The 24,669-nt window shown below is 49.4% G+C and carries 22 protein-coding genes; 17 read left to right on the top strand and 5 right to left on the bottom strand.

Annotation, left to right across the window (positions count from 1 at the left end; genetic code table 11):
• Positions 1-35: 35 nt before the first annotated feature.
• Positions 36-728, bottom strand: coding sequence for a ComF family protein (locus CLV60_RS13010; RefSeq protein WP_106595798.1), 693 nt, complete (start codon positions 726-728; stop codon positions 36-38).
• Between the two features lie 75 nt (positions 729-803).
• On the opposite strand from CLV60_RS13010, the gene CLV60_RS13005 reads away from it, so the two are divergent.
• The gene (locus CLV60_RS13005) at positions 804-2,165 is read left to right on the top strand and encodes a dihydroorotase (RefSeq protein WP_106595797.1); all 1,362 of its coding nucleotides are present in this window, start codon (positions 804-806) and stop codon (positions 2,163-2,165) included.
• On the opposite strand, the gene CLV60_RS13000 is transcribed toward CLV60_RS13005, so the two are convergent.
• The 3 genes from CLV60_RS13000 to CLV60_RS12990 form a co-directional block, all read right to left on the bottom strand.
• Positions 2,148-2,573 carry a (deoxy)nucleoside triphosphate pyrophosphohydrolase gene (locus tag CLV60_RS13000; RefSeq protein WP_106595796.1) on the bottom strand — a complete coding sequence of 142 codons (426 nt, stop codon included), beginning with the start codon at positions 2,571-2,573 and terminating at the stop codon, positions 2,148-2,150. The two genes, CLV60_RS13005 and CLV60_RS13000, sit on opposite strands and share 18 nt — an antisense overlap.
• Positions 2,574-2,661: 88 nt before the next feature.
• Positions 2,662-3,687 (bottom strand): Holliday junction branch migration DNA helicase RuvB, encoded by a 1,026-nt coding sequence (gene ruvB / locus CLV60_RS12995; protein WP_106595795.1) that lies wholly within the window; start codon positions 3,685-3,687, stop codon positions 2,662-2,664.
• A gap of 101 nt (positions 3,688-3,788) precedes the next feature.
• Complete coding sequence (locus CLV60_RS12990) at positions 3,789-6,605, bottom strand: PKD domain-containing protein (protein WP_106595794.1); 2,817 nt, start codon at positions 6,603-6,605, stop codon at positions 3,789-3,791.
• Positions 6,606-6,882: 277 nt separating this feature from the next.
• Between CLV60_RS12990 and CLV60_RS12985 the strand changes: the two genes are divergently transcribed.
• The 3 genes from CLV60_RS12985 (at position 6,883) to CLV60_RS12975 (ending at position 9,914) form a co-directional block, all read left to right on the top strand.
• Positions 6,883-7,914, top strand: coding sequence for a PorP/SprF family type IX secretion system membrane protein (locus tag CLV60_RS12985; protein WP_106595793.1), 1,032 nt, complete (start codon positions 6,883-6,885; stop codon positions 7,912-7,914).
• A 102-nt stretch (positions 7,915-8,016) separates the two neighbouring features.
• A complete protein-coding gene (locus CLV60_RS12980; protein ID WP_106595792.1) occupies positions 8,017-8,805 on the top strand; it encodes an NIPSNAP family protein in 789 nt (262 codons plus the stop codon).
• Positions 8,806-8,903: 98 nt separating this feature from the next.
• Positions 8,904-9,914, top strand: a complete 1,011-nt coding sequence (locus CLV60_RS12975; protein ID WP_106595791.1) for an alcohol dehydrogenase catalytic domain-containing protein — start codon at positions 8,904-8,906, stop codon at positions 9,912-9,914.
• A gap of 3 nt (positions 9,915-9,917) precedes the next feature.
• Here CLV60_RS12975 and murQ read toward each other — a convergent pair whose 3' ends face one another.
• Positions 9,918-10,721, bottom strand: coding sequence for an N-acetylmuramic acid 6-phosphate etherase (gene murQ / locus CLV60_RS12970; protein ID WP_211302237.1), 804 nt, complete (start codon positions 10,719-10,721; stop codon positions 9,918-9,920).
• Positions 10,722-11,050: 329 nt separating this feature from the next.
• On the opposite strand from murQ, the gene ilvD reads away from it, so the two are divergent.
• The 13 genes from ilvD to CLV60_RS12900 all read left to right on the top strand — a co-directional run bounded on the left by ilvD (position 11,051) and on the right by CLV60_RS12900 (position 24,660).
• Complete coding sequence (gene ilvD / locus CLV60_RS12965; protein ID WP_106595790.1) at positions 11,051-12,736, top strand: dihydroxy-acid dehydratase; 1,686 nt, start codon at positions 11,051-11,053, stop codon at positions 12,734-12,736.
• Between the two features lie 276 nt (positions 12,737-13,012).
• Complete coding sequence (ilvB, locus tag CLV60_RS12955) at positions 13,013-14,773, top strand: biosynthetic-type acetolactate synthase large subunit (RefSeq protein WP_106595788.1); 1,761 nt, start codon at positions 13,013-13,015, stop codon at positions 14,771-14,773.
• Positions 14,774-14,792: 19 nt separating this feature from the next.
• Positions 14,793-15,326, top strand: coding sequence for an acetolactate synthase small subunit (gene ilvN / locus CLV60_RS12950; protein ID WP_106595787.1), 534 nt, complete (start codon positions 14,793-14,795; stop codon positions 15,324-15,326).
• Positions 15,327-15,390: 64 nt separating this feature from the next.
• Entirely contained in the window at positions 15,391-16,437 is a 1,047-nt protein-coding gene (gene ilvC / locus CLV60_RS12945; RefSeq protein ID WP_106595786.1) for a ketol-acid reductoisomerase, read from the top strand.
• 94 nt (positions 16,438-16,531) lie between these two features.
• Positions 16,532-17,788 (top strand): threonine ammonia-lyase IlvA, encoded by a 1,257-nt coding sequence (gene ilvA, locus CLV60_RS12940; protein ID WP_106595785.1) that lies wholly within the window; start codon positions 16,532-16,534, stop codon positions 17,786-17,788.
• Between the two features lie 18 nt (positions 17,789-17,806).
• Positions 17,807-18,973: a hypothetical protein gene (locus tag CLV60_RS12935; RefSeq protein ID WP_106595784.1), complete on the top strand. Its 1,167-nt coding sequence runs from the start codon at positions 17,807-17,809 to the stop codon at positions 18,971-18,973.
• Between the two features lie 13 nt (positions 18,974-18,986).
• Positions 18,987-19,835 (top strand): AraC family transcriptional regulator, encoded by an 849-nt coding sequence (locus tag CLV60_RS12930; protein ID WP_106595783.1) that lies wholly within the window; start codon positions 18,987-18,989, stop codon positions 19,833-19,835.
• A gap of 61 nt (positions 19,836-19,896) precedes the next feature.
• Positions 19,897-20,103: a hypothetical protein gene (locus CLV60_RS12925; RefSeq protein ID WP_106595782.1), complete on the top strand. Its 207-nt coding sequence runs from the start codon at positions 19,897-19,899 to the stop codon at positions 20,101-20,103.
• Position 20,104: 1 nt separating this feature from the next.
• Positions 20,105-20,398, top strand: a complete 294-nt coding sequence (locus CLV60_RS35015; protein WP_374755646.1) for a type II toxin-antitoxin system RelE/ParE family toxin — start codon at positions 20,105-20,107, stop codon at positions 20,396-20,398.
• Positions 20,399-20,579: 181 nt separating this feature from the next.
• Positions 20,580-21,983, top strand: coding sequence for a 3-isopropylmalate dehydratase large subunit (leuC, locus tag CLV60_RS12915; RefSeq protein WP_106595780.1), 1,404 nt, complete (start codon positions 20,580-20,582; stop codon positions 21,981-21,983).
• 49 nt (positions 21,984-22,032) lie between these two features.
• Positions 22,033-22,392 (top strand): four helix bundle protein, encoded by a 360-nt coding sequence (locus CLV60_RS12910; protein ID WP_106595779.1) that lies wholly within the window; start codon positions 22,033-22,035, stop codon positions 22,390-22,392.
• A 33-nt stretch (positions 22,393-22,425) separates the two neighbouring features.
• Positions 22,426-23,022 (top strand): 3-isopropylmalate dehydratase small subunit, encoded by a 597-nt coding sequence (leuD, locus tag CLV60_RS12905; protein ID WP_106595778.1) that lies wholly within the window; start codon positions 22,426-22,428, stop codon positions 23,020-23,022.
• A gap of 75 nt (positions 23,023-23,097) precedes the next feature.
• Positions 23,098-24,660, top strand: a complete 1,563-nt coding sequence (locus CLV60_RS12900; RefSeq protein ID WP_106595777.1) for a hydroxymethylglutaryl-CoA lyase-like TIM-barrel protein — start codon at positions 23,098-23,100, stop codon at positions 24,658-24,660.
• Positions 24,661-24,669 lie beyond the last annotated feature (9 nt).

Raw genomic sequence — 24,669 nt, 5'->3', positions numbered from 1 at the left:
AGCCGCTGTTCTTCCGAATGGCGGCTTTTCTGTTTTTAATGCTGTGCCAACGCGATGGTGAGAATGTGAAATTGTTTGCAGCCGGAGGCCAGCAATGTTCTCGCGCATTCTTCCAGAGTGGCACCGGTAGTAAGTACGTCGTCGATCAGGATCACGCTTTTAGGACAAAATCCCTTTTTGACCGCAAATACGCCCTGCACGTTTTCCCTTCTTTCTATTTTGGTTTTACCAGTTTGCGTGGCGGTGTACTTAACGCGTTGGAGCATTGCGCCGGACCATGGGATATGTGTAGCCCTGGAAAAGCCTTCTGCAAGCAGGTCGCTTTGATTGTAGCCTCGTTGTTTTCGCTTTTTGGGATGAAGCGGAATGCTCAGGATAATTTCAGCCTCCGGTAAATGCCCCGACGCTTTCAATTCCTGACCGAACATCTGCCCGAGCAATATTCCTACTCCCTTGTTGCCTTTGTATTTCAATGCATGCAAAAGCTTTTGGACCTTGCTCCTCTTGGTAAACAGCAAAAACGAATGGGAGGAAAGCACCTCGGGAAGACTTACGAATTTAAATTGAAGCGATTCGCTATTCAATCCGTCCGACCCTACGCGCGGCAGCGAGATGCGGCATAGCGTGCAAATAATGGCTTCATTGCCTTGTAGTACCCGATCGCAGCTTTCACAACAGCGGGGAAACAGCAAGTCGGCGAAATCGCGAAGGAGTTGTTTCAGGTTCATTTTTGTGTGATTCAATGAGTGAATTTCAACCGGTCTGAATACCTTTGCACGACATCAATCCAATCACCGCCGCACATGACAACGCTGATCTTAAATGCCCAGGTCGTAAATGAAAACCAGGTTCAGTATTTAGACGTACTAATTGAAAATGGTCACATTAAAAAAATCGAACGGGATTTGCAGCATGTGCAAGCGGACAGGGTGATTGATGCAAAGGGGCTTTTGCTGATGCCGGGGGTGATCGACGACCAGGTGCATTTCCGCGAGCCGGGGCTTACCCACAAGGCGAATATTTACACGGAATCGAAAGCGGCCGTTGCCGGAGGGGTTACCTCATTCATGGAAATGCCTAACACGGTTCCCAATACGTTGACGCAGCAGTTGCTGGAAGATAAGTACCAGATCGGCGCCAACACTTCTCTTGCCAACTACTCCTTCTTCATGGGGGCGTCGAACGACAATTATGATGAGGTAATGCGTACCGATCCCACGCGGGTTTGCGGTATCAAGATATTCATGGGCTCTTCCACGGGTAATATGCTCGTAGACGCGCCCGAGGTGCTCGAAAAGCTCTTCGCCAATGCTCCCTGCATTATCGCGACGCATTGTGAAGATGAGCCGACTGTGAAGGCCCGCATGGCTTATTTCAAGGATAAGTACGGGGACGATGTGCCTTACGACATTCATGCGTTGATCCGGAATGAGGAGGCCTGTCTCAAATCATCCACTTTTGCGAGCTCACTCGCGCACAAGCACGGAACGCGCCTGCACATTCTTCATATTTCTACCGGGGATGAGGTTCATTTGTTCGAACCGGGTATCCGAAGCAATGGCAAAATCCTGCTCGCAAACGGGAAGCCCAAGCTTGTAACAGCCGAAGCATGTGTGCACCATTTGTGGTTCGATTCAGAGGATTACAAGAGGTTGGGTAACGAAATCAAATGCAACCCGGCGATTAAAGCGCCACATCACAAGGAGGCGATCCTGCAAGCCGTGCTCGATAATCGCATCGATGTGATCGCAACCGATCACGCACCGCATACCATCGAGGAAAAAGCACAGCATTACTGGCAGGCGCCATCAGGCTTGCCTCTGGTGCAGCATACGCTGAATGTGATGCTCGAGCTGAGCAAATCGGGCAAGATCTCGATCGATCGCGTCGCTGAAAAAATGAGCCACGCGGTGGCCGATCTGTTCGATATCAAAGACCGTGGTTATATCCGGGAAGGTTACTGGGCAGATTTGGTCCTGGTGGATCCGAATGGGACAACGGAGGTTAACCCTTCCAATATTTACTCCAAATGCGGCTGGTCGCCGTTCAATGGCACTGAATTCCAGTCAAGGATTACCCACACGTTCGTGTCAGGGCACCTGGTTTATGAAAACGGGCAATTTGATGAAACGGTGAAAGGAAAGCGGTTAGCTTTTAGCCGCTAAGTAATCGTAGTAGTTCTTGATCACATTCAGGTCGGCTTCGGTCCAGTCGAGGGTAGGGAGATCGTCGGGATCCAGCCAGAGGATTTGTTCGTGCTCAGTCAGGATAAAATCGATTGTATCCACCTTGCAAACGAACGGTACCAGTACGATCTCGCGCCAGCCCTGGTCTTTGGAAGTTTCGGGGAGTTTATCGACGATTTCAACGGTCACATTGAGCTCCTCCATGATCTCACGTAGCAATGCCTGTTCGTCGGTTTCGCCTTTTTCGAGTTTTCCGCCCGGGAATTCCCATTGGAGAGGGAAAGACAAAGCTGCGCTTCGCTGCCCGGCGAGTACTTTTCCATCACGTTCAATCACAGCACAGGGCACTCTCACTACCAACTTTTCGGAAACCAGTACTTCGATCATAGGAGGCGGTTACGCTAATTTACCGCAAAATTACAATTTTCAGGGTTATGTTGTATGTGAATGTTAAAACTTCTTAAAAAGTTAACGCTCAGAACAATTCGCCTGAGCGGTGGCGTGGTAAAATACCCAGATGCTTGAATGCTTTTTCGGTCACCTCACGGCCTCGCGAAGTCCGTTTGATATAGCCTTCCTGGATCAGAAAGGGCTCATATACTTCCTCGATGGTGTCGGCTTCTTCGCCGCAGGCAGTGGCAATGGTGGATAAGCCTACCGGCCCGCCTTTAAACTTCTGGATAATTGTGCTCAGAATGCGATTATCCATTTCATCCAGCCCGTTTTGGTCTACATCCAAAGCCTGCAACGCCATTTGGGCGATGGCTACGGTGATGCGCCCATTACCCTTCACTTGTGCGAAATCGCGGGTTCTGCGAAGCAGGTTATTGGCGATACGCGGTGTGCCGCGGCTGCGCCGGGCAATTTCGTAAGCCGCATCCTCTTCCAACGGCGTTCCCAAAATGGAGGCCGAACGTTTCAGGATGGACGATAGCAGCTGGGCATCGTAATATTCCAGCCTCGCATTGATCCCGAACCTCGCGCGCAGGGGCGACGTGAGCATGCCGGCGCGTGTAGTGGCACCTATGAGCGTGAAGGGGTTCAGGCCGATCTGAATGCTGCGGGCATTTGGGCCGCTATCGAGCATGATATCGATTTTATAGTCCTCCATGGCCGAATACAGGTATTCTTCCACAATGGGATTGAGACGATGGATTTCATCTATGAAAAGGACGTCGTGCTCCTGCAAATTGGTTAGCAGACCAGCCAGATCGCTGGGTTTATCGAGTACCGGACCGGAAGTGATCTTGATCCCCGATCCGAGCTCATTTGCAATGATATTCGACAATGTGGTTTTGCCTAATCCCGGAGGTCCGTGAAGCAGCACGTGATCCAATGCGTCACCGCGCTGGCGGGCCGCCTGAACGAATATTCTCAGGTTTTCAAGAATCTTGTCCTGGCCGGTAAAGTCCTCGAAAGACAACGGACGTAATGCACGCTCGATGTCTTTATCGGTGTTTGAAAGGTTTTCTTTATCTCCGGACAGATAATCCTGGCGCATAGTCGGTTGATCAGATAGTGAAAACCAGCCGTCCGGTTTAGTGGCGGCTGGTTTGATATTATTTAACCAAAAATAATTGATTTAATCTGCAAAAGGAAAGGCTAGCGGATCACCATCACCGACCCGCGCTTCGTGATCGGGTTGCGTTCGGGATAGTAGAGCGCTTCATAGGAAATGATGTAAGGATAGCTTCCCGGTTGTACTTTCAACCCTTTGTAAGTTCCGTCCCAACGCGCTTCTATATCGGTAGTAGCGAAAATAACCTCGCCCCAGCGGTTGTAAATGCGCATCGAGAAATTGGTATAGTAAGCCCCGAACACCTGTAAGATCTCGTTGTGCCCCTCGCCATCAGGTGTGAATGCGTCGGGGATGAAGAACCGCGGCTCGCATTTGTCAATCACTTCGGTGGTTTGCTCTACGGAGCAACCTTCCTTGTTAGTTGCCCGCACGGTGTATTTTCCTTCCTGGTTGACGGTAATTGTTTTCGTTGTGTCACCGGAATGCGGCCAGAGATATTCGTAAGGTTCTCGCCCATTGGCATCCAGTATGACGGACTGGCCGTCAGGAATACAGATGTAGTTCTCGGGTGCTAATCCCAGAATAGGGGACGGACGCTCGCCAATCTGTATCGTATCCGAATTGTAGCAGTCGTTTCTGTCCTTGACCGTAACGGAGTATGAGCCTGGTTCTCTGACTGTTATCTCCGGGGTTGTTTCTCCTGTGCTCCAATTAAACTCGATCCATCTGGTACTTCCTACGCCCAACACAATGGAACTGTCGCGGCAGAGCGTCGTATCCGGGCCGATGGAGACCGCAGGTGGCTTACGTAATGTGATTTCGATTGTATCGGCTGCGTAGCAATCACCTTGCGGGCCGTTGAATGCGATGGCGATGTAACGGCCGGTTGATGGGGCGTTGTAAGTACGGCTGCGACCAACGACCCGACCGCGATAAATCCATCTGTAAACTTCCGCGTTTACCTTCATATCCAATGGCACATATGCGCCGCAAGTGTCTTTATCGGGCCCCAGATCGATGTCCGAGGGCGTTTCATAGATGGTAACCTCCTGCACGATCGTTGTGTCGGTACATTTGTTGGTAGCCCGCATCGCCACCATGTAGGTGCCCGGTTTGGTGTAGGTATAGGTGGCCTGCTGCTGCTTGGAAGGGGTCGAAAATTGCCCATTTCCAAGAAAATCCCACGAATAGGTATCTTCAATTGGGTCACACATCGGGCTGGCCTGGAATGTGGTGGGTTCGTTGGTACAAAACCCATCCGCCTCAAATCCCGGCCCCGAAGATTCCTGGGTAAAATCCTGAACCATATTCGGCAAACCCAACTGGCTTTTTTTACCTCCCAGATTCGCCCCGTCGCGCTCATAGTCGACGCCCGTCAACGAATTCCCTTCCGGCTCACCGATCGTTGCCAGGTATTCACTTCCTTGAATGGCCATGTAAATCCGCCCATCGGGCCCGAATTGCAATGCACCGAACTTCTGCGTGGCGGAACTGTCGATGGTAATAGCCGTTTCTATGACGAGGCTATCCGGCAACGTGAGGTCGTATTGCTTCAAATAGGATTTCGTGCCATTCTCGCCCTGGAAAGAGACGTACATTTTTTCTCCCGTTGGCGAGAATTCTATCCCATATGCAATGGGTGGCGCAGGGCCGAGGTCCATTGTCTTTTTGTAAGTCAGGGTTCCGGTTGAATCGTCAAAACTGAACAGCTCCACATAGTTGCGAGCAGGACCAGGGATTACCACGGCTAGCTGACGAAAGCCAGTAGTACTATCCGGCGCCGAAAATTTCATATAACCCTCAGCCTTGTTGGTACTGTCGTGCGCCATACCCAGCTCGGGAGCCGCTACTTCTACGAGCCCACCCGTGGTAGCGTGGAAAATGCGGAACTTGTTGGTGCCATAATCGTGGGAGACGACCCAATAGGTGCTGTCGCGGTCGTTGCGGACGGCGGCAATCCGCTCGGTAGTGGGGGTTTGAAGGGTTGTATTTTGTTCGATAATCTGGCCCAGACCGTTGTTGCGGCGCATATCCACAACGCTCACAGTCAGCAGCTTTTCGCCATTAATATCCGAAGTTGTAAATACATTATAAAGGTACTCGCAGCCCCTGCAAGTCGGCTGGGGCACAATGAGCACGGATTGCGTCGAATTGGGACTTCCCTTCATGGGCGCGCAGGCCCCGAACGTACACGTCATTTCATCCCCGTTCTTATTCCATACTTTAATACCATCGGAATAGAAGAGCAGTTGTCCTTTCGAATTGGCAATGGACGAGGTCCCCTCGGGGGTATTCAGTTTGCCGTCGGTTAGGGGTGAGGGAGGCGTATTCGAAAAATCGAGGCCGGCATTGCCCCCGAAATACCACTTGGAGCCTTCCTGTGCCTGCGGTTCCATACAAATTTTGACATTGATCCGGTTCTGCATCTTGCAGCCATTTATGATCACCTCTACGGAATAACACCCTGAACTGTCGACTCTTAAAGTCTGTGTGGTGTCACCTTTGGGATACCAGATATATTTTGCACCGGCTGGTGCGCCGTTGGGATAGGGATCGAGCGTGATGGTGTCACCTTTACAAATGGTTGTATCTATTCGCCATTGCTGAAATTCAGGGGGAAGCTCACCGATTTGCACGGGTTGTGTAACCGTTTCCGTCGCGCCGTTTTTCAGCGTCCGGATCAGGGTGACGGTGTAAGTACCGGGCGACGTGTATGAGTGTTGCGGATTGCGTCGCGTATCGGTCGCGCCGCCTTCTCCGAAGCTCCATCGCCACGCAGTTGCATCTATGACGGGGTCCCGGAACGATGTGGAATCCGCTTCACAGTCGGGATTCTGCATGCATTGCCCCTTAACTTCAAAGGGTGTCTGCGCCAGGGCATTTGCGCCGATGAGGAGCATGAGCAGGCAGAGGACATAAAAAAATCGGTGATGTCTATTATAAAATCGCCCCATGTTTCGTTACTTGTTCAAACACCCCTACCGTCTCAAAGAATATTCAAGTTACCCGACATTACTAACGAAAATAAAATGTTAAAATTTTGTGCGGTAATGTCGTAAAAACCACTCTAATTTGAATATTAATACGCAATTTGAGGATAATTTGTGAAATTAATCAGGTAATTTTTTTGAGCCCGGAACGTGTCCGTTTTTCGGCAAGCGGCAAGCCAATAAATCTATGATCAAGCGTTTACTTCCTCTCTTCCTACTGACACTGCTTTGCCTGAAAGGTTGGAGCCAGGATCCGCAATTTTCCCAATTCTACGCAAACCCATTATACTTAAACCCGGCATTGGCCGGAGGGGCGCTGGCGCCGCGTGCAACCATCAATTATCGTAACCAATGGCCTTCATTGTCGGCCAACTTTGTGACTACCTCGATAGGCGCCGATGTATTCCTACCCAATTATAACAGCGGTCTGGGTGTGCTGGTAACGATGGATAGCCAGGGCCTGGGAAACCTTAAATCGACCGAAGCGGCGTTGCAATATTCTTACCAAATCCAGTTCAACGAATTAACTTCACTGCGCCTTGGAATCCAGGGTGGCTTTGCTTCACGGACGCTGGATTACTTCGGATTGACATTCGGAGATCAATACAACAATGGCGGGTTAACCGGCCAGCCATCGGAAGATCCGTTCGCAAAAGGCGGTCCAAACGTATTTTACGCCGATTTCGGTGCCGGCGCAATGCTCTATTCCGACTGGTACTGGGCAGGGGTTTCGGCGCATCACCTGAACCGTCCCAATCAGGCATTTTCGGAACTTACAGAGGCACGCCTGCCAGTAAAAGCCAGCTTACAGGCTGGCTTGCGCATTCCATTCGCGGGTTACACGTTCCTCGGCGACGAAATTGATAAGGAAAAGACCATCTCTCCCGCCATCATGTACAAAAAGCAAGGTAAATACGATCAGTTCGATGCCGGTATGTACGTGACCATCGAGCCGTTGGTGATCGGGGCGTGGTATCGTGGGATTCCTTTCAAGAAATACGAACAGAATATCAATAACCACGAATCGCTGATATTCCTGGCAGGGTATCGTCAGGACAAATTTTCGATCGGTTATAGCTACGACCTTACTATTTCGACATTGGGCGCCGGTAGCGGCGGTGCGCACGAGATTTCACTTTCCTATGTTTTCGCTCCGCTCGAATCAAAACCGAAGCGCCCGAAAACCCGCAAACGGCAGCTTTCGTGCCCGAAATTCTGATGTGCTTCGAAAAAAATTAGTGAGAATTGAAATAGGGTAAACTCAGGCGACAAAAGTCTTTTTTGGTGATTAATTCACTATTTAAATGCCATTTTGACGACTATGTCCAACTACCGAAACCTGAATTTTCTTTTCACTCTTTTGTTGCTCGTCGTTGCGCTGGGCACAGTAGCGGCACCCCCCAAACGGGAGTTTTACGAAATCAAGATCTACCATCTCAGAAATGCCGACCAGGAAGCGCGTGTAGAAGCTTTCCTGAAAGATGCATACGTTCCCGCGGCCCATCGTGCGGGAATCAAAAACGTAGGTGTTTTCAAGCCTGTGGCTACCGACACCATGGCCGGGAAATTGATTTACGTATTAACCCCTATCAAATCCCTGGACCTCCTGCTGACTTTGCCCAAAACTTTGGACAAAGACGCTGCTTATGCGTCGGCAGGAAAGGATTATATCGAAGCTAACTATAAAACCCCGCCGTACGCCCGGTTTGAGTCGATTGTGCTCCAAGCCTTCACAGATGCGCCCGTGCATATGAAGCCCAATCTTACCGGTCCCAAAAGCGAGAGAGTTTACGAATTGCGGAGCTACGAAGGGCATACCGAGAAAATCTATCAGAACAAGGTGAAGATGTTTAACGCGGGCGGCGAAGTTCCGTTGTTTAAACGTTTGGGCTTCAATGCGGTATTCTATGGCGAAGTGATCGTGGGAAGCCACATGCCGAACCTGATGTACATGACCACTTTCGAGAACAAGGCATCGCGTGACGCGCATTGGAAATCGTTCACGGAGGACGCAGAATGGAATAAGCTGAAGGTAAATCCCGAGTATCAGAACAACGTTTCAAAAAACACCAGCTTCTTCTTGTATCCCACCGAATATTCGGATATATAGCATCTGAAACGGTTCCAGTCATTTTGAAATGATGAACTACGGCAGGTACCGTTTCGGGCAGGCCGGTTCATCATTTTTTTGTTTAAAAACCCAACATTATGAAAGCCGCTATTTTAAAAAACCTTCATGAGCCGCTTGTGATCGAAACCACCCAGAAACCGAATCCGGGGCCCGGGGAAGTGCTCGTCGAAGTCAAAGCCGCATCGCTCAACCACCGGGACGTGTGGATACAAAAAGGCCTCTATCCGAGGATTACAACTCCTATCATCCCCGGTTCTGATGGCGCGGGCATTGTGACCGAGGTGGGTGATGGCGTTGCCAAAAGCTGGATTGGGAAAGAGGTGATCATCAATCCGTCCCAAAACTGGGGTGAAAATCCTGATTTTTACAGCGAGGACCACAAAATACTCGGCCTTCCCGACAATGGCACATTTGCGGAATATGTAAAGACTGAGGCGAAGTACCTTGCCGAAAAGCCGGCGCATTTGTCGTTTGAAGAAGCGGCCGCATTACCTATGGGAGGACTGACCGCCTGGCGTTCACTGATGACGCGCTGCCGGTTCAAGGAAGGCGATCGGGTGCTCGTAACGGGTGCTGGCGGTGGCGTGGCGCTTTTTGCCATTCAAATCGCCATTGCGGCCGGTGCGGAGGTGTGGGTAACGTCCGGTTCCGATCAGAAAATACAGAAAGCGATTGAAATGGGCGCGAAAGGCGGGATCAATTATAAAAACCCGACCTGGTTCCGGGATTTGCTCGTGAAAGCGCGCGGGCCCAAGACGGGTTATTTCAATGTCATTATCGATAGCGCAGGCGGCCCTGGCTTTGCGAAGCTGATAGATATCGCCGCTCCCGGAGCCCGCATTTGCTTCTACGGCGGCGGTACCGGCAATATCACCGATATCGTTCCGGCGAAAGTGTTTTTTAAACAGCTGAATATTTACGGCAGCACCATGGGCACCGAACAGGAATTTGCCGATATGGTACAGTTTGTCGCTGAAAAACAGATTGTGCCGGTCATCGACAAGGTATTTCCACTCGAAGAGGCCGAGCAGGCACTCCGTTATATGGATTCGGGGCAGCAGTTCGGCAAGATCGTACTTTCGGTATAGCCCCTATTTCTTCACTGCGTCGATCGCCGCGCGGACGCTTCCGTGCTCGTCGAGTAGTGATTGCGCCTCATCAGGCGAGATATTCAGTTCATCAATGATCATGCGCAACGCCCTGTTGACCAGTTTTTCATTGGTGAGCTGCATATCCACCATTTTGTTCCCTTTCACTTTTCCCAGACGGATCATTACTGACGTTGAAATCATATTCAGCGCCAGTTTTTGAGCGGTACCGGATTTCATTCGGGTGCTTCCCGTCAAAAATTCGGGTCCTACCACGATTTCAACCGGATATTCGCATGCCTTGGCAACTGCGGAGCCGTCGTTGCAAACGACGCAGCCTGTAAGCAAGCCCGCATTACGCGCTTCATTTAAACCGCCGATCACGTAAGGCGTGCGGCCAGAAGCTGCTATTCCAATTAATGTATCATTTTCGTTAGGTGCATATACCGCGAGGTCTTTCCACGCCTGGTTCCAGTCGTCTTCCGCGTTTTCCACCGCTTTGCGAATGGCAGTGTCGCCGCCGGCGATGATGCCAACCACCAAGTCGAATGGTACACCGAATGTCGGTGGGCATTCCGATGCATCCACAACGCCCAGTCTTCCGGAGGTTCCGGCACCGATGTAGAAGAGCCGGCCGCCTTTTTGCATCCTGGGAACGATCTGTTCTACCAATGCTTCGATTTGCGGGATCGATTTCTGAACGGCATGAGGCACGGTTTGATCCTCACGGTTGATAGAAGTCAGAATGTCGTGGACACTCATTTTTTCGAGATCATTATAGTTCGAAGACGATTCGGTTGTCAGCATTGCGGTTCGTGGTTTTTGGAATTCAAAATTAAATCTTTTCCGATAACGATCCTCCACCGGGAAGAAATTTGGTATTTATCATAGATTAATAACAAAAAAAGCTTTGAATGTTTGGAAAATAAAAAGAATGGCTTCTAATTTGTAACACCAAGTCAAAAGCAGCGAAATTTCGCTAGACTTAAATGTTCCGCTAAAAATGAAACTGACTCTTATCGTCCCGGTCCTAATTATCGTCACGCCACAAGCGTGAGTGGGATGATAGCACATAACTGGCACCTCACTCACCCAATCGAGTGGGGTGTTTTTATTTTAAATACAATCATTCACCAATGGCGACAGAATTAAACAGATTTTCGAAGACCCTTACCCAGGAAGTAACCAATCCGGCCGCACAGGCAATGCTTTATGGAATTGGTTTGAAAGAAGAAGACTTTGTTAAACCGCAGATCGGGATTGCCAGCACAGGTTATGAAGGTAACCCGTGCAACATGCACCTGAACGGTCTTTCGGTGTACGTGAAACAAGGGGTGAATGCCAATGACATGGTCGGCCTGATCTTCAACACGATCGGTGTTTCGGATGGTATGACTAACGGAAACGACGGTATGCGTTACTCGCTCCCAAGCCGTGACATTATCGCGGATTCGATCGAAACCGTGGTGGCTGCACAATGGTATGATGGCGTGATCGCAGTCGTGGGTTGCGACAAAAATATGCCGGGTGCTATTATGGCCATGGCGCGCCTCGACCGTCCTGCTATTATGGTGTACGGCGGAACGATCCGTTCGGGACATTATAAAGGACAGAAACTCGATATCGTTTCGGCATTCGAAGCGTTGGGTAAGAAGTTCGCCAACAATATTTCTGACGAAGATTATAAAGGAGTAATTCAAAATTCGATTCCTGGCCAGGGAGCTTGCGGTGGTATGTACACTGCTAACACCATGGCTTCTTCAATCGAAGCAATGGGGCTGAGTTTGCCATTCAGCAGCTCGTACCCGGCTACGCACGAAGGCAAGCAGGAAGAATGCAAGAAGATCGGTGCGGCGATGAAGAAATTGCTCGAACTGAACATTACTCCGAAAGATATTATTACCAAAAAGTCGCTCGAAAACGCATTGACGGTGGTAATGGCGCTGGGTGGATCTACCAACGCGGCATTGCATTACCTGGCGATCGCCCGCGCAGCAGGCATTCCATTGACATTGGATGACATTCAGGCGATTTCCGACCGTACGCCGTTTATCGCGGATTTGAAACCTAGCGGTAAATACTTCATGGAAGACATCCTTGAAATCGGTGGTGTTCCTGCGGTGACGAAATATCTGTATTCGGTAGGACTCATCCACGGCGATTGCATGACCGTAACCGGTAAAACGGTTGCTGAAAACCTCGCCGAAGCGCCCGACTTGAATTTTGAAACGCAAAAAATGGTGTTCCCGATTGAAACACCAATCAAGCACACAGGCCACATTCAGGTGCTTTATGGTAACCTGGCTCCCGAAGGTGCGGTTGCGAAAATTACCGGTAAGGAAGGTCTGACATTCGATGGTGAAGCGAAAGTGTGCGAGCACGAGTCGGAGATCATCGAAATGCTTGCCAAAGGCGAAATTAAAGCCGGCCACGTGGTTGTGATTCGCAATGCGGGTCCGAAAGGCGGCCCGGGGATGTCGGAAATGCTGAAACCTACTTCCGCAGTAATGGGAGCTGGCCTTGGCGACAAAATTGCATTGATCACCGATGGTCGTTTCTCGGGAGGTACGCACGGTTTCGTGGTAGGCCACATTACCCCGGAGGCATTTGACGGCGGCCCGATTGCATTGGTTAAAGATGGCGACCGCATTTCTATCGACGCCAACACCCGCGTACTGACCCTGCACATTTCCGACGAAGAAATGGCAGCCCGCAAAGCAGCCTGGGTACAACCCGCACCGCGCTTTACCAAAGGTATGCTGGGAAGATATATCAGAACCGTGAAATCAGCCAGCGAAGGTTGTGTGACTGACGAAGCGTAAAAAACTAAGCATTATGTCGGAAGGGAAATTCAAATTGGATAGAACGGCCTTCCATGCCGGGACTCATTCGGAGACTGAGAAGTACCATGCGAAAAATCAGCCGAAAACTTTGAAAGAAAGGTTGGAAGCAGCGCATTACCTGAACAGTATTGCATTTCAGTTTGATTTGCAAAACCCGCCCCGAATGGACAGAAGTGTTTTTTCAATGCGAAAACACCCGGACATAAATGATATTGAAAATCTTGAAAATTCATCCGACTAAATAAAATAGAGGTCATGGGATTTAATGAAAATCAAACTGCAACAATTCGGGGCTCGGAACCGGTGGTTTCGGTGGCCAAGCCGGAGCTGATCAATGGCTCGCATGCGGTGATCCAGTCGCTGATTGCGGAAGGGGTGAAAACCATTTTCGGTTATCCGGGCGGCGCGATTATGCCGGTGTACGATGCGATCTACGACTATCAGGATCAGATCAACCACATTCTCGTGCGTCACGAGCAAGGTGCTGCACACGCGGCGGAGGGGTTTGCGCGCATTACGGGTGAGGTAGGGGTTTGCCTTGTTACTTCGGGACCGGGTGCTACCAACCTGGTAACCGGTATCGCCGACGCGATCATTGACTCTACGCCGATGGTCTGCATTATCGGTCAGGTGGCGTCGCATTTGCTCGGTACCGATGCATTCCAGGAGACGGACGTGATGGGTATCACCATTCCTATTACGAAATGGAACTATCAGGTGACCAACGCGGATGAGATCCCTGAAATCATTGCCAAAGCATTTTACATAGCAAAATCAGGCCGTCCGGGTCCGGTTTTGATCGATATTACCAAGGATGCGCAGCAGAAGCTGATGACGAAGCCTTTCGTACATAAGAAGACAGAGACTTTGCTAAGCTATCACCCGCGCCTTGCACCGAAGGAGGAGCAACTGGCGGCAGCTGCGAAGCTGATCAACCAGGCTAAGCGTCCGTTCCTTTTCGTAGGCCACGGCGTGCAGATTGCCGGCGCGGAACAGGAATTGATCCGTTTCATTGAAAAAACAGATATTCCTGCTGCTTCGACACTGCTTGGACTTTCGTCGATGTCTGTTGACCACCCCAACTATGTAGGCTGGCTGGGAATGCACGGGAACTACGGTACCAACGTGTTGACCAACCAATGCGACCTCATTATCGCAGTCGGAATGCGTTTCGACGACCGCGTAACGGGTGATTTGAGCCGCTATGCGAAACAAGCGAAAGTGGTTCATATTGAAATCGACCCGGCTGAGATCGACAAGATCGTGAAAGCGGATGCTCCGGTGGTAGGTGATGCGAAAATCGCGCTCGAACAGCTGCTTCCATTGGTGAATGCGAACAACCATGCAGCCTGGATCGCGGAATTCAAGAAGTACGACGTGATCGAGGACGAGAAAATCACGCAGCCGGAATTGGCTCCGACGACCGAGAAGATCAAGATGGCTGAGGTAATACGTACGCTTTCGGATAAAACCAAAGGCGAGGCGGTGATCGTGGCGGACGTAGGCCAGCATCAGATGATGGCTGCACGCTATTATCAGTTCAAAAAGCCTAGTTCGTATATTACCTCGGGTGGTCTGGGAACAATGGGTTATGCCTTGCCGGCCTCATTCGGAGCGAAAGTAGGTGCGCCGGACCGTGAAGTGGTTGCGATTATCGGTGATGGGTGCTTCCAGATGACGATTCAGGAGCTTGGTACTATCGCTCAAAGCGGTTTGCCAGTAAAAATCATCATCCTGAACAACAACTTCCTCGGAATGGTACGCCAGTGGCAACAGCTTTTCCACCAGAAACGCTACTCGTTCGTGGAGCTGCAAAACCCTGATTTCATCACAATCGCTAAGGGCTTCGGTATCGACGGTCATACCTGCGCGAAACGCGAGGATTTGCACGCGTCGCTCGATACAATGCTCGCTTCCGACAAGCCTTATCTGCTGGAAGTATTGGTAGAGAAAGAAGAAAACGTGTTCCCGATGGTGCCAACGGGTGCCTGCGTAGCTGATATCCGTTTGGAATAATATAAAAGAGGAAGAAATTATGACATCATACACCATTTGTGTTTTTACTGAAAACACGATCGGCATTCTGAACAAGATCACCACGATTTTCACGCGGCGGCGGATCAATATCGATAGCCTGACAGTTTCGGAAACCGAGCGTAAGGGTATTTCCCGCTTTACGATCGTCATCCGTCATGAATCGCGCGACGCGGTGGAGAAACTCGTCCGCCAGATCCGTAAGATCATCGAAGTACTCGCGGTTTTCGGGTATCTCAATGAAGACATCGCATACAACGAGATCGCATTGTTCAAGGTTTCTACGCCGATCGGTGCGAAACCGCTCGATATCGAGACGATCAACAAGACTTACAAGGCTTGGGTCGTGTACTGGCACCTTACTTACGTGATCATTCAGAAGACGGGTACGGAAGAAGAGATCTTTGAATTTTTCGACTATATCAAACCCCACGAAATCCTCGAATTCGTTCGCTCGGGACGCGTGGCGGTGAGCAAATCGCCTCAGACACTGGTAGATTATCTGCCCGAAGCTGAGTGGGAATATTACCAATAGTCGGCCAGTTTTTAGTAGTATTGTTTTTTAATTCGTAGTAAATCAATAATCCAATCAATAATCAATGGCAAAATTAAATTTCGGCGGGGTCGAAGAAGAAGTAGTAACCCGTGAAGAATTTCCACTTGAAAAAGCACGTGAAGTACTTTCTACTGAAACTATCGCTGTAATTGGTTACGGCGTACAAGGCCCAGGCCAAAGCTTGAACATGCGCGACAACGGATTCAATGTAATCGTTGGTCAGCGTAAAGGTGGTAAGTCTTGGGACAAAGCCGTTGCTGACGGATGGGTACCAGGCGAAACCCTTTTCGACATCGAAGAGGCGCTTGCAAAAGGAACTATCATTTGCTACTTGCTTTCTGACGCTGCTCAGATCGAACTTTGGCCAACTGTTAAAAAACACCTTACTGCTGGAAAATCACTGTATTTCTCACACGGTTTCGGTGTAACTTATAAAGATCAGACTGGCATCGTTCCTCCTGCTGACGTGGATGTGTACCTGGTTGCTCCAAAAGGATCGGGAACTTCACTTCGCCGCTTGTTCGTAGAAGGAAAAGGCTTGAACTCTTCTTTCGCGGTATTCCAGGATGCTACCGGCAAAGCGCGTGAAAAATGTATCGCAATGGGTATCGGTGTAGGTTCAGGTTACCTGTTCGAAACTGATTTCTACCGTGAAGTAACTTCTGACCTTACCGGTGAGCGTGGTACTTTGATGGGTGCTATCCAGGGTATTTTCGCGGCACAATACGAAGTGTTGCGTTCGAATGGCCACACGCCATCGGAAGCATTCAACGAAACAGTTGAAGAATTGACTCAATCGTTGATGCCATTGGTTGCTGAAAACGGTATGGACTGGATGTACGCTAACTGCTCTACTACTGCACAGCGCGGTGCTTTGGACTGGTGGAAACCTTTCCGTGACGCTACCAAGCCTGTTTTCGAGCAACTTTACAACTCTGTAAAATCAGGCGAGCAAGCTACTATCTCGATCACCCGCAACTCACAGCCTGACTACCGCGTGAAGCTGGAAGCTGAATTGGCTGAATTGCGTGAATCAGAAATGTGGCAAGCTGGTACAACTGTACGCGGATTGCGCCCAGAAAGAAACTAATTGTTTCAAAATAATTTATTGCAGTTGACTTAAGTCAACTGCAAAAGAAAAAAATGGAGCTTTGCTTTTTGCAAAGCTCTTTTCATTGAATCCTATGAGCACTTCACATTCCGTTCCGACTCTCGATAACATATTCCTCGCCGCCGAACGCCTGCGAGGGGTGATTAACCACACACCAATATTTTTTAATGCACATCTTTCGGAGCAGTATGGGGCCAATATTTACCTCAAAAGAGAAGATCTGCAAACCGTTCGCTCTTACAAAATCCGCGGCGCGTACAACAAAATGGCAAGCCTCACGCCCGAAGCCCTTGCAGGCGGGGTCGTGTGTGCGAGCGCGGGCAACCACGCGCAAGGCGTAGCATATGCGTGCCGGAAAATGGAAGTAAAAGGCGCGATTTTCATGCCTACCACCACGCCGGCGCAGAAAGTGAAGCAAGTGCGGCTTTTCGGCCAGGAATGGATTGAAATACATCTGGTAGGCGATACTTACGACGACGCTTACCATGCATCGATGGCCTATCGCGATAGCACTAATGCCGTTTTCGTACACCCATTCGACGATTTGCAGGTCATTGAAGGCCAGGGAACCGTAGGCCTTGAAATTTTCAAAGACGCTGATTTCAAAATTGACTATCTATTGATGGCGATCGGCGGAGGGGGCTTAGCATCAGGCATTTCCACTGTTTTTAAACAGCTTTCTCCCAAAACACAGCTGATTGGCGTAGAACCGGAAGGCTCACCTACCATGCACAAATCCATTCAGGAAGGGCATGTGGTGACGCTGGATAACATTGACAAATTCGTCGATGGTGCCGCGGTGAAACGTGCCGGCGACATTACATTTGATATTTGCAGTAAGAGTCTGAACCAAATCCTGCTGGTTCCGGAGGGAAAGGTATGCTCGTCGATTTTGCAGCTTTATAATGAAGAAGCGATCGTCGCGGAACCTGCCGGCGCATTGACAGTGGCCGCATTGGATTTGATCAAAGAAGATATCAAAGGTAAAAACGTCGTTGTGCTCATCAGCGGTGGGAACAACGACATTACGCGCACCGAGGAAATCAAAGAACGCTCATTGCTTTACGAAGGCTTGAAGCATTATTTCATCATTCGCTTCCCGCAGCGCTCGGGTGCATTCCGCGAGTTTTTGAATGTCCTCGGCCCGAACGACGACATTGCGCGTTTTGAATATGTGAAGAAAACCAACCGCGAGCAGGGACCTGCATTGGTCGGGATTGAATTGAAAAGTCGCGAAGACTTTGCGCCACTCATCGAGCGAATGGATGCGAACCGCGTTGTTTATGAGTATTTGAATGATCAACCGGATTTGTTTCAGTTTATGGTGTAGGTATAACTGATATCGTGTATGAATTTGAATTTACTCGGGAGGTCGTATCGTTTAATTACCGGGGTATTGCTGGCTCTTACAACTTTTTCACAGAGCTTCGGTCAGGGAAAAGCGCTGGATGGGTACATTGTTTCTGCCAAAGGTGACACGGTCAGAGGATATATCCGTTACGATGGCTGGGGTACCAGCCCGATGACAGTCGATTTTGCCAGGGAGAAAAACGGCATCGCCGAAAAAGTGGGCCCGGACGAGGCAGCACAGTTTTACATTGCACCACTTAATGAGCGTTATATCAGCAAAAGGATCGGCATACTAAACATCGATTTGAGCAAAACTTACGAGTTGGCTCCGTCTTTCAAGGCAAAGGACTCGGTAACTGTTTATTTACGCGAAATAACCTCCGGCCCGAAAGCGACTTTACTGGAATATATGGACCTTTCCGAGCAGCCGCATTTCTTCCTGCAAAAGGGTGGAAAGTTGACGGAGCTGTTCAATTATCCGTTTTACAGACTGACTGGCGGAAAAAAGTATCTCATTCAATACGACGAATATGTGCGCCAATTACCGGTATTGCTGGCCGACGGGCCAGATAATGGCCCTGTTCGCGGGTATTCGGCTAAGGAATTGGGGCGCTATGTCGACCGGTATAACGGCCTGAATGCCCCGGAAAAGCAGAAGACAGGCGCTGCTGCGGAGTCGGAAATGGAGATAGATGCGTATGTGATGGGCGGTATCGAAGCCTGGGAGGAAACCGATGTTAACCTCGGGACAACAGCTACATTCGGAGTGGGGTTGCGTGTAAACCTGCCGAGAAGATTTCACAACCGATATTTCAAAATCCTGTTTGCGACAATACCGGGTGTCTCCGTGAGCAAGGTGTACAATTACGTTCCTGATGAGAAAACCAGTCTGAATACCTTGGAGATAGGTGCGGGAACTTATATAGGTTCCGGCGATTTTCGTCCTAATATCGGTTTTGAGTACAGTTTTCCCATGGATAGCTGGCGGACGGCTATTTTGGGGCCGCATGCGGGTATCTCTTTCCGGAGGCAGTTCAGTCTTGAAATCTCACATTTCGCGAATTTTTCATCGCTGGTTTCAGACGAGGTCACCTTTTTCAACCGCCCGCGCATCAGTTTGAACTACTATCTGAATCTGAACAAACTTTTTAAAAACCGGAAATAGCCGCTGCCCGCCAATGCTCCGTGTACCATCCGATATCAGCTCCCAGGAATTTGAGTCCCTGAAAATTCAGGACATGACTTTCGTGGCTTACCGGAATGAGGTATACCCTTCCAAATACGATGTGTTTTTCGAAGAGCATGCGGTGATTGTGGTACTGGAAGGTGAAAAGAAATTTACCAGCCCGACGCAGGAGGTACACGTTGAAAAAGGAGATATTCTGTTCATTCAGAGGGGCTTTTACTTAATGTCGGAATCGATTCATGAGGCTTATAAGAGTCTGGTTTTCTTTTTCGATGAAAAGCTGCTGAAAGAATTTGTTGGACTACACCCTGAGCTTTTCGATGCACAGAAAGACAACGAAACTGTCGAATATCCGATTTTACTTTTGAAGTCGGATGACAATTTTGAGAAGTTTATACAGTCGGTATTTCCCTATTTCCGCTCGCGAACGGAGTTGAAGAACCACTTCCTGCGCTTGAAATTTCAGGAGCTGTTGCTGCATTTGATGGAGCTGGATAATTCAAACCAGCTGCGGGGCATTTTGTACAGTCTCTACAAAGGCGAAAAGGTTGATCTTTCGTTTTTAATGAACAGCTACTACCTGAAACCGCTTACATTGAATGAACTGGCGCGACTTTCCGGTAGGAGTCTTTCCGCATTCAAGCGGGATTTTCAGGACGAATTCGATACTTCACCTGCATTGTGGCTGAAAAACAAGCGGCTGGATTACGCGGATTTCTTATTGAGAAACAGCACGAAGAACGTTTCAGAGATCAGCACGGAAATCGGGTACGAGAGCGTTTCGCATTTTATCAAGACTTACAAAGAAAAATACGGGACTACGCCGAAGCGGCAGGGGTGACGAGACGGTGCTTCTGCCGGTAAATCGTTATATTTGTTTACACTAACAGTCGAATCAGCCAATGGAAGCTATTCATATATATCCAACAAAGGATCAGGAAGAAGCAGTAATCGCTTTTTTGGAAGCAATGGAAGTTCCATTTGACAGAGAGGAAGAACTGCCGGAACACGTTTTGAAAGGGATTCAGACTGGTAGGGAGGAAATACAGGCTGGTCGTTACATGACCTTGGACGAGTTTAAAAACAGAAAACGGGATATTGGCTTATGAAGTGATCTTGGCGCCCAGGGCGGTCGAAACATTCGACGCCATCTATGACCAGATTGCATCACGATTTGGTAAGAATGTTGCCAAACAATTTAACCGCAGGGTAATTCATATCTTAGACACGATAAGTATCACTCCTTTCATTTTCAAAGGCACCCGTGAAAATCCCAACATACGCAAGGGATGGATTCATAAGAATTGCTCAGTATTCTACGAACTCGTAGGTGATCAAATACATATACTATTCTTTTGGGACAATCGACAAGAGCCGCTCATGGAGCCCGAGGCTTTGGAATAAAGATTTCCGCTCAAATATGCCGCCCAAACCAAAATCACTATTTTTTGAACCTTTACCGTTATACATATTCCTTTATTTATGCGGTAATTTGTAATGTCGGTTCTCCTTCTGAGAAAGGCGTTGATTATCAGCTCTTTCTTTGAAGCCTGAACGACGAGGCGAAATTCTAATTTTAATCAAAATGAGTAATCAAGCGAGTACCCTTTTCGACAAAGTGTGGGATGCCCACGTTGTCCGTAAAATCGAGGACGGTCCGGATGTGTTCTTCATCGACCGCCATTTTATCCATGAGGTAACAAGCCCTGTTGCTTTCCTAGGACTCGAAACCAGAGGCATTGGCGTGATGTATCCTGAGCGCACATTCGCGACGGCGGATCACAACACCCCGACGATCAACCAGCACCTTCCCGTGGCTGACCCGCTTTCAGCTAACCAATTGAAAGCCCTCGAAGCGAACGCTGCGAAATACGGTATTTCACACTGGGGATTGGGCCACGCTCGTAACGGTATTGTGCACGTGGTTGGACCTGAAAATGGCATCACACTGCCAGGTATGACCATCGTTTGCGGTGACTCGCACACTTCTACCCACGGTGCGTTCGGCGCAATCGCGTTCGGTATCGGTACTTCCGAGGTGGAAATGGTGCTTTCTTCGCAATGCATTATGCAGCCTAAGCCTAAGAAAATGCGTGTAAACGTAAATGGCCAGCTTGGTAAGGGGGTTACTCCGAAAGACGTGACGCTTTACATTATCTCGAAACTGACAACTGCCGGTGCAACGGGTTATTTCGTTGAATATGCGGGCGATGTGTTCGAAAATATGTCGATGGAAGGCCGTATGACCGTCTGCAACATGAGCATCGAAATGGGTGCCCGTGGCGGTATGATCGCTCCTGACGAAACGACTTTTGCCTACATCAACGGCCGCGAGCAAGCTCCGAAAGGTGAGAAGTGGGACAAAGCATTGGCCTACTGGAAAACGCTGAAAACAGACGAAGGTGCTGTTTTTGATAAAGAATATAACTTCGACGCGGCCGACATCGAACCGATGATCACTTACGGTACCAACCCGGGAATGGGCCAAGGCATCACCCGCGCGATCCCTACTTCGGATCAGGTGGAAGGTGGCAAGGCTACTTACGATAAGTCGCTGAACTACATGGGCTTCCATGAGAACGAGAATATGCTGGGCAAGAAAATCGACTACGTTTTCATCGGTAGCTGTACCAATGGTCGTATCGAGGACTTCCGTGCATTCGCGTCGATCGTGAAGGGCCGTAAGAAGGCTGATAATGTGACTGCGTGGATCGTTCCAGGCTCGCATATTGTAGAGGCGCAAATCAAAGAAGAAGGTATTCTGGATATTCTGACCGAAGCTGGTTTCGAGCTCCGTCAACCAGGCTGCTCGGCTTGCCTCGCGATGAACGACGACAAGATCCCAGCCGGCAAATATGCGGTAAGTACCTCTAACCGTAACTTCGAGGGTCGTCAGGGGCCTGGTGCTCGTACCTTGCTCGCGAGCCCGCTCGTGGCCGCAGCAGCAGCAGTTACCGGCGTAGTTACCGATCCAAGAACGCTTCTTTGAGGCTTTAGGCGATAGGCCTTAAGCAATAAGCAGGTTACATTAGCACACTATGAGAGATTTCAGGAAGTATGAAGTATGGCGGATTAGCCATGAATTTGTTCTTGATGTTTATACCAAAACGCGAAGATTCCCGCCAAATGAAACATATGGCGTCACTTCGCAGATCAGGCGAGCTTCTGTCTCGATTCCAACAAATTTGGCGGAAGGCTGCGGCAGGACAACAGATTCAGAATTTGCGAGATTCATACATATCTCACTGGGCTCGGCCCATGAAGTTGAGTATCTCTTACAGCTCTCAAAAGATTTGCAATATCTTTCGGATACAGATTATATTCCATTAAATGAAAGAGTTAATCTCATAAAGAGAATGCTGTACCATTTAGAAAAAAGCATTACAAAAAAAGCCTAAGGCTTAGAGCCTAGGGCATAAAGCATTTAAAAAATGGCTTACGATAAATTCACCATACTGAAAAGCTCGGCAGTTCCTTTGCCGATCGAAAACGTCGATACCGACCAGATCATCCCCGCCCGCTTCCTGAAAGCAACCAAACGCGAGGGATTTGGCGACAACCTTTTCCGCGACTGGCGCTTCAATGGCGACGATACGCCGAAGCAGGACTTCGTATTGAACAACCCAATTTACTCGGGCAAAATCCTCGTAGGAGGCCACAACTTCGGTAGCGGTTCGAGCCGCGAGCACGCAGCGTGGGCGATCTACGATTACGGTTTCCGTTGCGTGGTTTCCAGCTTCTTTGCGGATATTTTCAAAGGTAACTCATTGAATATCGGTATTTTGCCGGTGCAAGTGAGCCCCGAGTTTCTGAACAAAATCTTCGAAGCGATTGAGGCTGATCCTAATGCAGAACTGGAAGTGAACCTGCCAGAGCAGAAAATCACGATCGTTGCGACCGGCGAAAGCGAGTCTTTCGACATTAATGGTTATAAAAAACATAACCTTACAAACGGCTTCGATGATATCGATTATCTGCAAGCTATGAAGGGGGAGATCAAGGAATTTGAAGCAGAGAGAATATTTTAATGGGCTGTCGGCGATCGGCAGTCGGCTGTCGATTTTCCTGACCGCCGACTGCTGACCGTCGACGGCTGACTACCTATGAACAGCCGCTACATAGAAATTATGGATACGACACTCCGCGATGGTGAACAAACCAGCGGGGTGTCGTTTTCCGCATCCGAAAAACTGACTATCGCCCAGATCCTGTTGCAGGAAGTGAAGGTCGACCGCATTGAAGTAGCCTCGGCACGTGTGTCGGAGGGTGAATTTCAGGCGGTTAAGAAAATCACAGACTGGGCTGGTAAGAATGGTTTTCTGGATAAAATAGAAGTACTCACGTTCGTCGATGGCGATGCTTCCATTAACTGGATGGTGCAGGCCGGCGCGAAAGTGATGAACCTCCTCACCAAAGGGTCGCTCAACCATTTGACCCACCAGCTCAAAAAATCGCCGGAAGCGCATTTCGAGGACATTCGTAATGTGATCGAGCTGGCGGAAGCGAAAGGCATTCAATGCAATGTGTACCTGGAAGATTGGAGCAATGGCATGCGTAATTCGAAAGAATATGTATTCCAATCGCTTGATTTTCTGACTACATTGCCTGTAAAGCGCATTTTGCTTCCTGATACGCTCGGCATTCTGACGCCTTCAGAGTCGTACACATTCGTGAAGGAAATTGTGGACCGCTATCCGAACCACCATTTCGAGTTTCACGCGCATAACGATTACGATCTGAGCGTGGCTAACGTGATGGAAGCGCTTCGTGCGGGCGCGCACGGGCTACACTTGACCGTGAACGGCATGGGCGAGCGTACAGGTAATGCACCGCTCGCGAGCACGATCGCGGTGATCAACGACCTTATGCCGGAATGCACGACAGCGGTGAACGAGAAGTCGCTATACTCGATCAGCAAGCTGGTGGAGACGTTCTCGGGTATCCGCATTCCGGCCAACAAGCCGATTGTGGGAGAGAGTGTTTTTACGCAAACTGCGGGCATTCATGCGGATGGTGATAAAAAGAACAACCTCTATTTCAGCAAGCTGATGCCGGAGCGTTTCGGTCGTCAGCGTTTGTATGCATTGGGTAAAACTTCCGGGAAGGCCAACATCGAGAACAACCTGCGAGACCTGGGCATTTCGCTTTCGGATGCGGACCTCAAAAAGGTAACGCAACGGATTATCGAGCTTGGCGATCGTAAAGAAGTGGTAACCCCGGAGGATTTGCCTTACATCATCTCCGACATTCTCGATAGCGATGCGATTGAGGAAAAGGTGGTCATCACCAATTACGTGCTCACGCATTCCAAAAACCTGAAACCTTCTGCCACATTGCAGATATCTTTTGGCGAAGAGGTTTTTGAAGAAAATGCACAAGGCGACGGTCAGTACGACGCATTTATGAATGCACTGAAGAGGATTTACGCGAAGAAGGGAATCGACTTGCCAATGCTGAGCGATTATACCGTGCGGATTCCGCCGGGTGGAAAGACAGACGCATTGTGCGAAACGATCATTACCTGGGAAATTAACGGCAAAGAGGTCAAAACGCGTGGCCTGGATTCGGACCAGACGTTTGCGGCGATCAAGGCTACCCAGAAAATGCTGAACTTGATCGGTATTCCCGAAAACAAGATCACCCCCGAACCAATCATTACTCTATAATTTATTGAT

Origin of the sequence: Dyadobacter jiangsuensis (genome assembly GCF_003014695.1) — a bacterium.
Lineage (GTDB): Bacteria > Bacteroidota > Bacteroidia > Cytophagales > Spirosomataceae > Dyadobacter > Dyadobacter jiangsuensis.
Note: the sequence above shows the minus strand (reverse complement) of the source record. Positions and strands in the feature narration are given on the sequence as shown.

Excerpts from the sequence above, each read along its gene's own strand:
- CLV60_RS12935 (WP_106595784.1), top strand. The coding sequence starts at position 17,807 with ATGAATTTGAATTTACTCGGGAGGTCGTATCGTTTAATTACCGGGGTA.
- ilvN (WP_106595787.1), top strand. The coding sequence starts at position 14,793 with ATGACATCATACACCATTTGTGTTTTTACTGAAAACACGATCGGCATT.
- CLV60_RS12990 (WP_106595794.1), bottom strand. The coding sequence starts at position 6,605 with ATGCTCCTCATCGGCGCAAATGCCCTGGCGCAGACACCCTTTGAAGTT.
- CLV60_RS13005 (WP_106595797.1), top strand. The coding sequence starts at position 804 with ATGACAACGCTGATCTTAAATGCCCAGGTCGTAAATGAAAACCAGGTT.
- CLV60_RS12925 (WP_106595782.1), top strand. The coding sequence starts at position 19,897 with ATGGAAGCTATTCATATATATCCAACAAAGGATCAGGAAGAAGCAGTA.
- ilvC (WP_106595786.1), top strand. The coding sequence starts at position 15,391 with ATGGCAAAATTAAATTTCGGCGGGGTCGAAGAAGAAGTAGTAACCCGT.
- ilvA (WP_106595785.1), top strand. The coding sequence starts at position 16,532 with ATGAGCACTTCACATTCCGTTCCGACTCTCGATAACATATTCCTCGCC.
- leuD (WP_106595778.1), top strand. The coding sequence starts at position 22,426 with ATGGCTTACGATAAATTCACCATACTGAAAAGCTCGGCAGTTCCTTTG.
- CLV60_RS13010 (WP_106595798.1), bottom strand. The coding sequence starts at position 728 with ATGAACCTGAAACAACTCCTTCGCGATTTCGCCGACTTGCTGTTTCCC.
- ilvD (WP_106595790.1), top strand. The coding sequence starts at position 11,051 with ATGGCGACAGAATTAAACAGATTTTCGAAGACCCTTACCCAGGAAGTA.
- leuC (WP_106595780.1), top strand. The coding sequence starts at position 20,580 with ATGAGTAATCAAGCGAGTACCCTTTTCGACAAAGTGTGGGATGCCCAC.
- murQ (WP_211302237.1), bottom strand. The coding sequence starts at position 10,721 with ATGCTGACAACCGAATCGTCTTCGAACTATAATGATCTCGAAAAAATG.
- CLV60_RS12900 (WP_106595777.1), top strand. The coding sequence starts at position 23,098 with ATGAACAGCCGCTACATAGAAATTATGGATACGACACTCCGCGATGGT.
- ilvB (WP_106595788.1), top strand. The coding sequence starts at position 13,013 with ATGGGATTTAATGAAAATCAAACTGCAACAATTCGGGGCTCGGAACCG.
- CLV60_RS12930 (WP_106595783.1), top strand. The coding sequence starts at position 18,987 with ATGCTCCGTGTACCATCCGATATCAGCTCCCAGGAATTTGAGTCCCTG.
- CLV60_RS12910 (WP_106595779.1), top strand. The coding sequence starts at position 22,033 with ATGAGAGATTTCAGGAAGTATGAAGTATGGCGGATTAGCCATGAATTT.
- CLV60_RS12975 (WP_106595791.1), top strand. The coding sequence starts at position 8,904 with ATGAAAGCCGCTATTTTAAAAAACCTTCATGAGCCGCTTGTGATCGAA.
- CLV60_RS13000 (WP_106595796.1), bottom strand. The coding sequence starts at position 2,573 with ATGATCGAAGTACTGGTTTCCGAAAAGTTGGTAGTGAGAGTGCCCTGT.
- ruvB (WP_106595795.1), bottom strand. The coding sequence starts at position 3,687 with ATGCGCCAGGATTATCTGTCCGGAGATAAAGAAAACCTTTCAAACACC.
- CLV60_RS12980 (WP_106595792.1), top strand. The coding sequence starts at position 8,017 with ATGTCCAACTACCGAAACCTGAATTTTCTTTTCACTCTTTTGTTGCTC.
- CLV60_RS12985 (WP_106595793.1), top strand. The coding sequence starts at position 6,883 with ATGATCAAGCGTTTACTTCCTCTCTTCCTACTGACACTGCTTTGCCTG.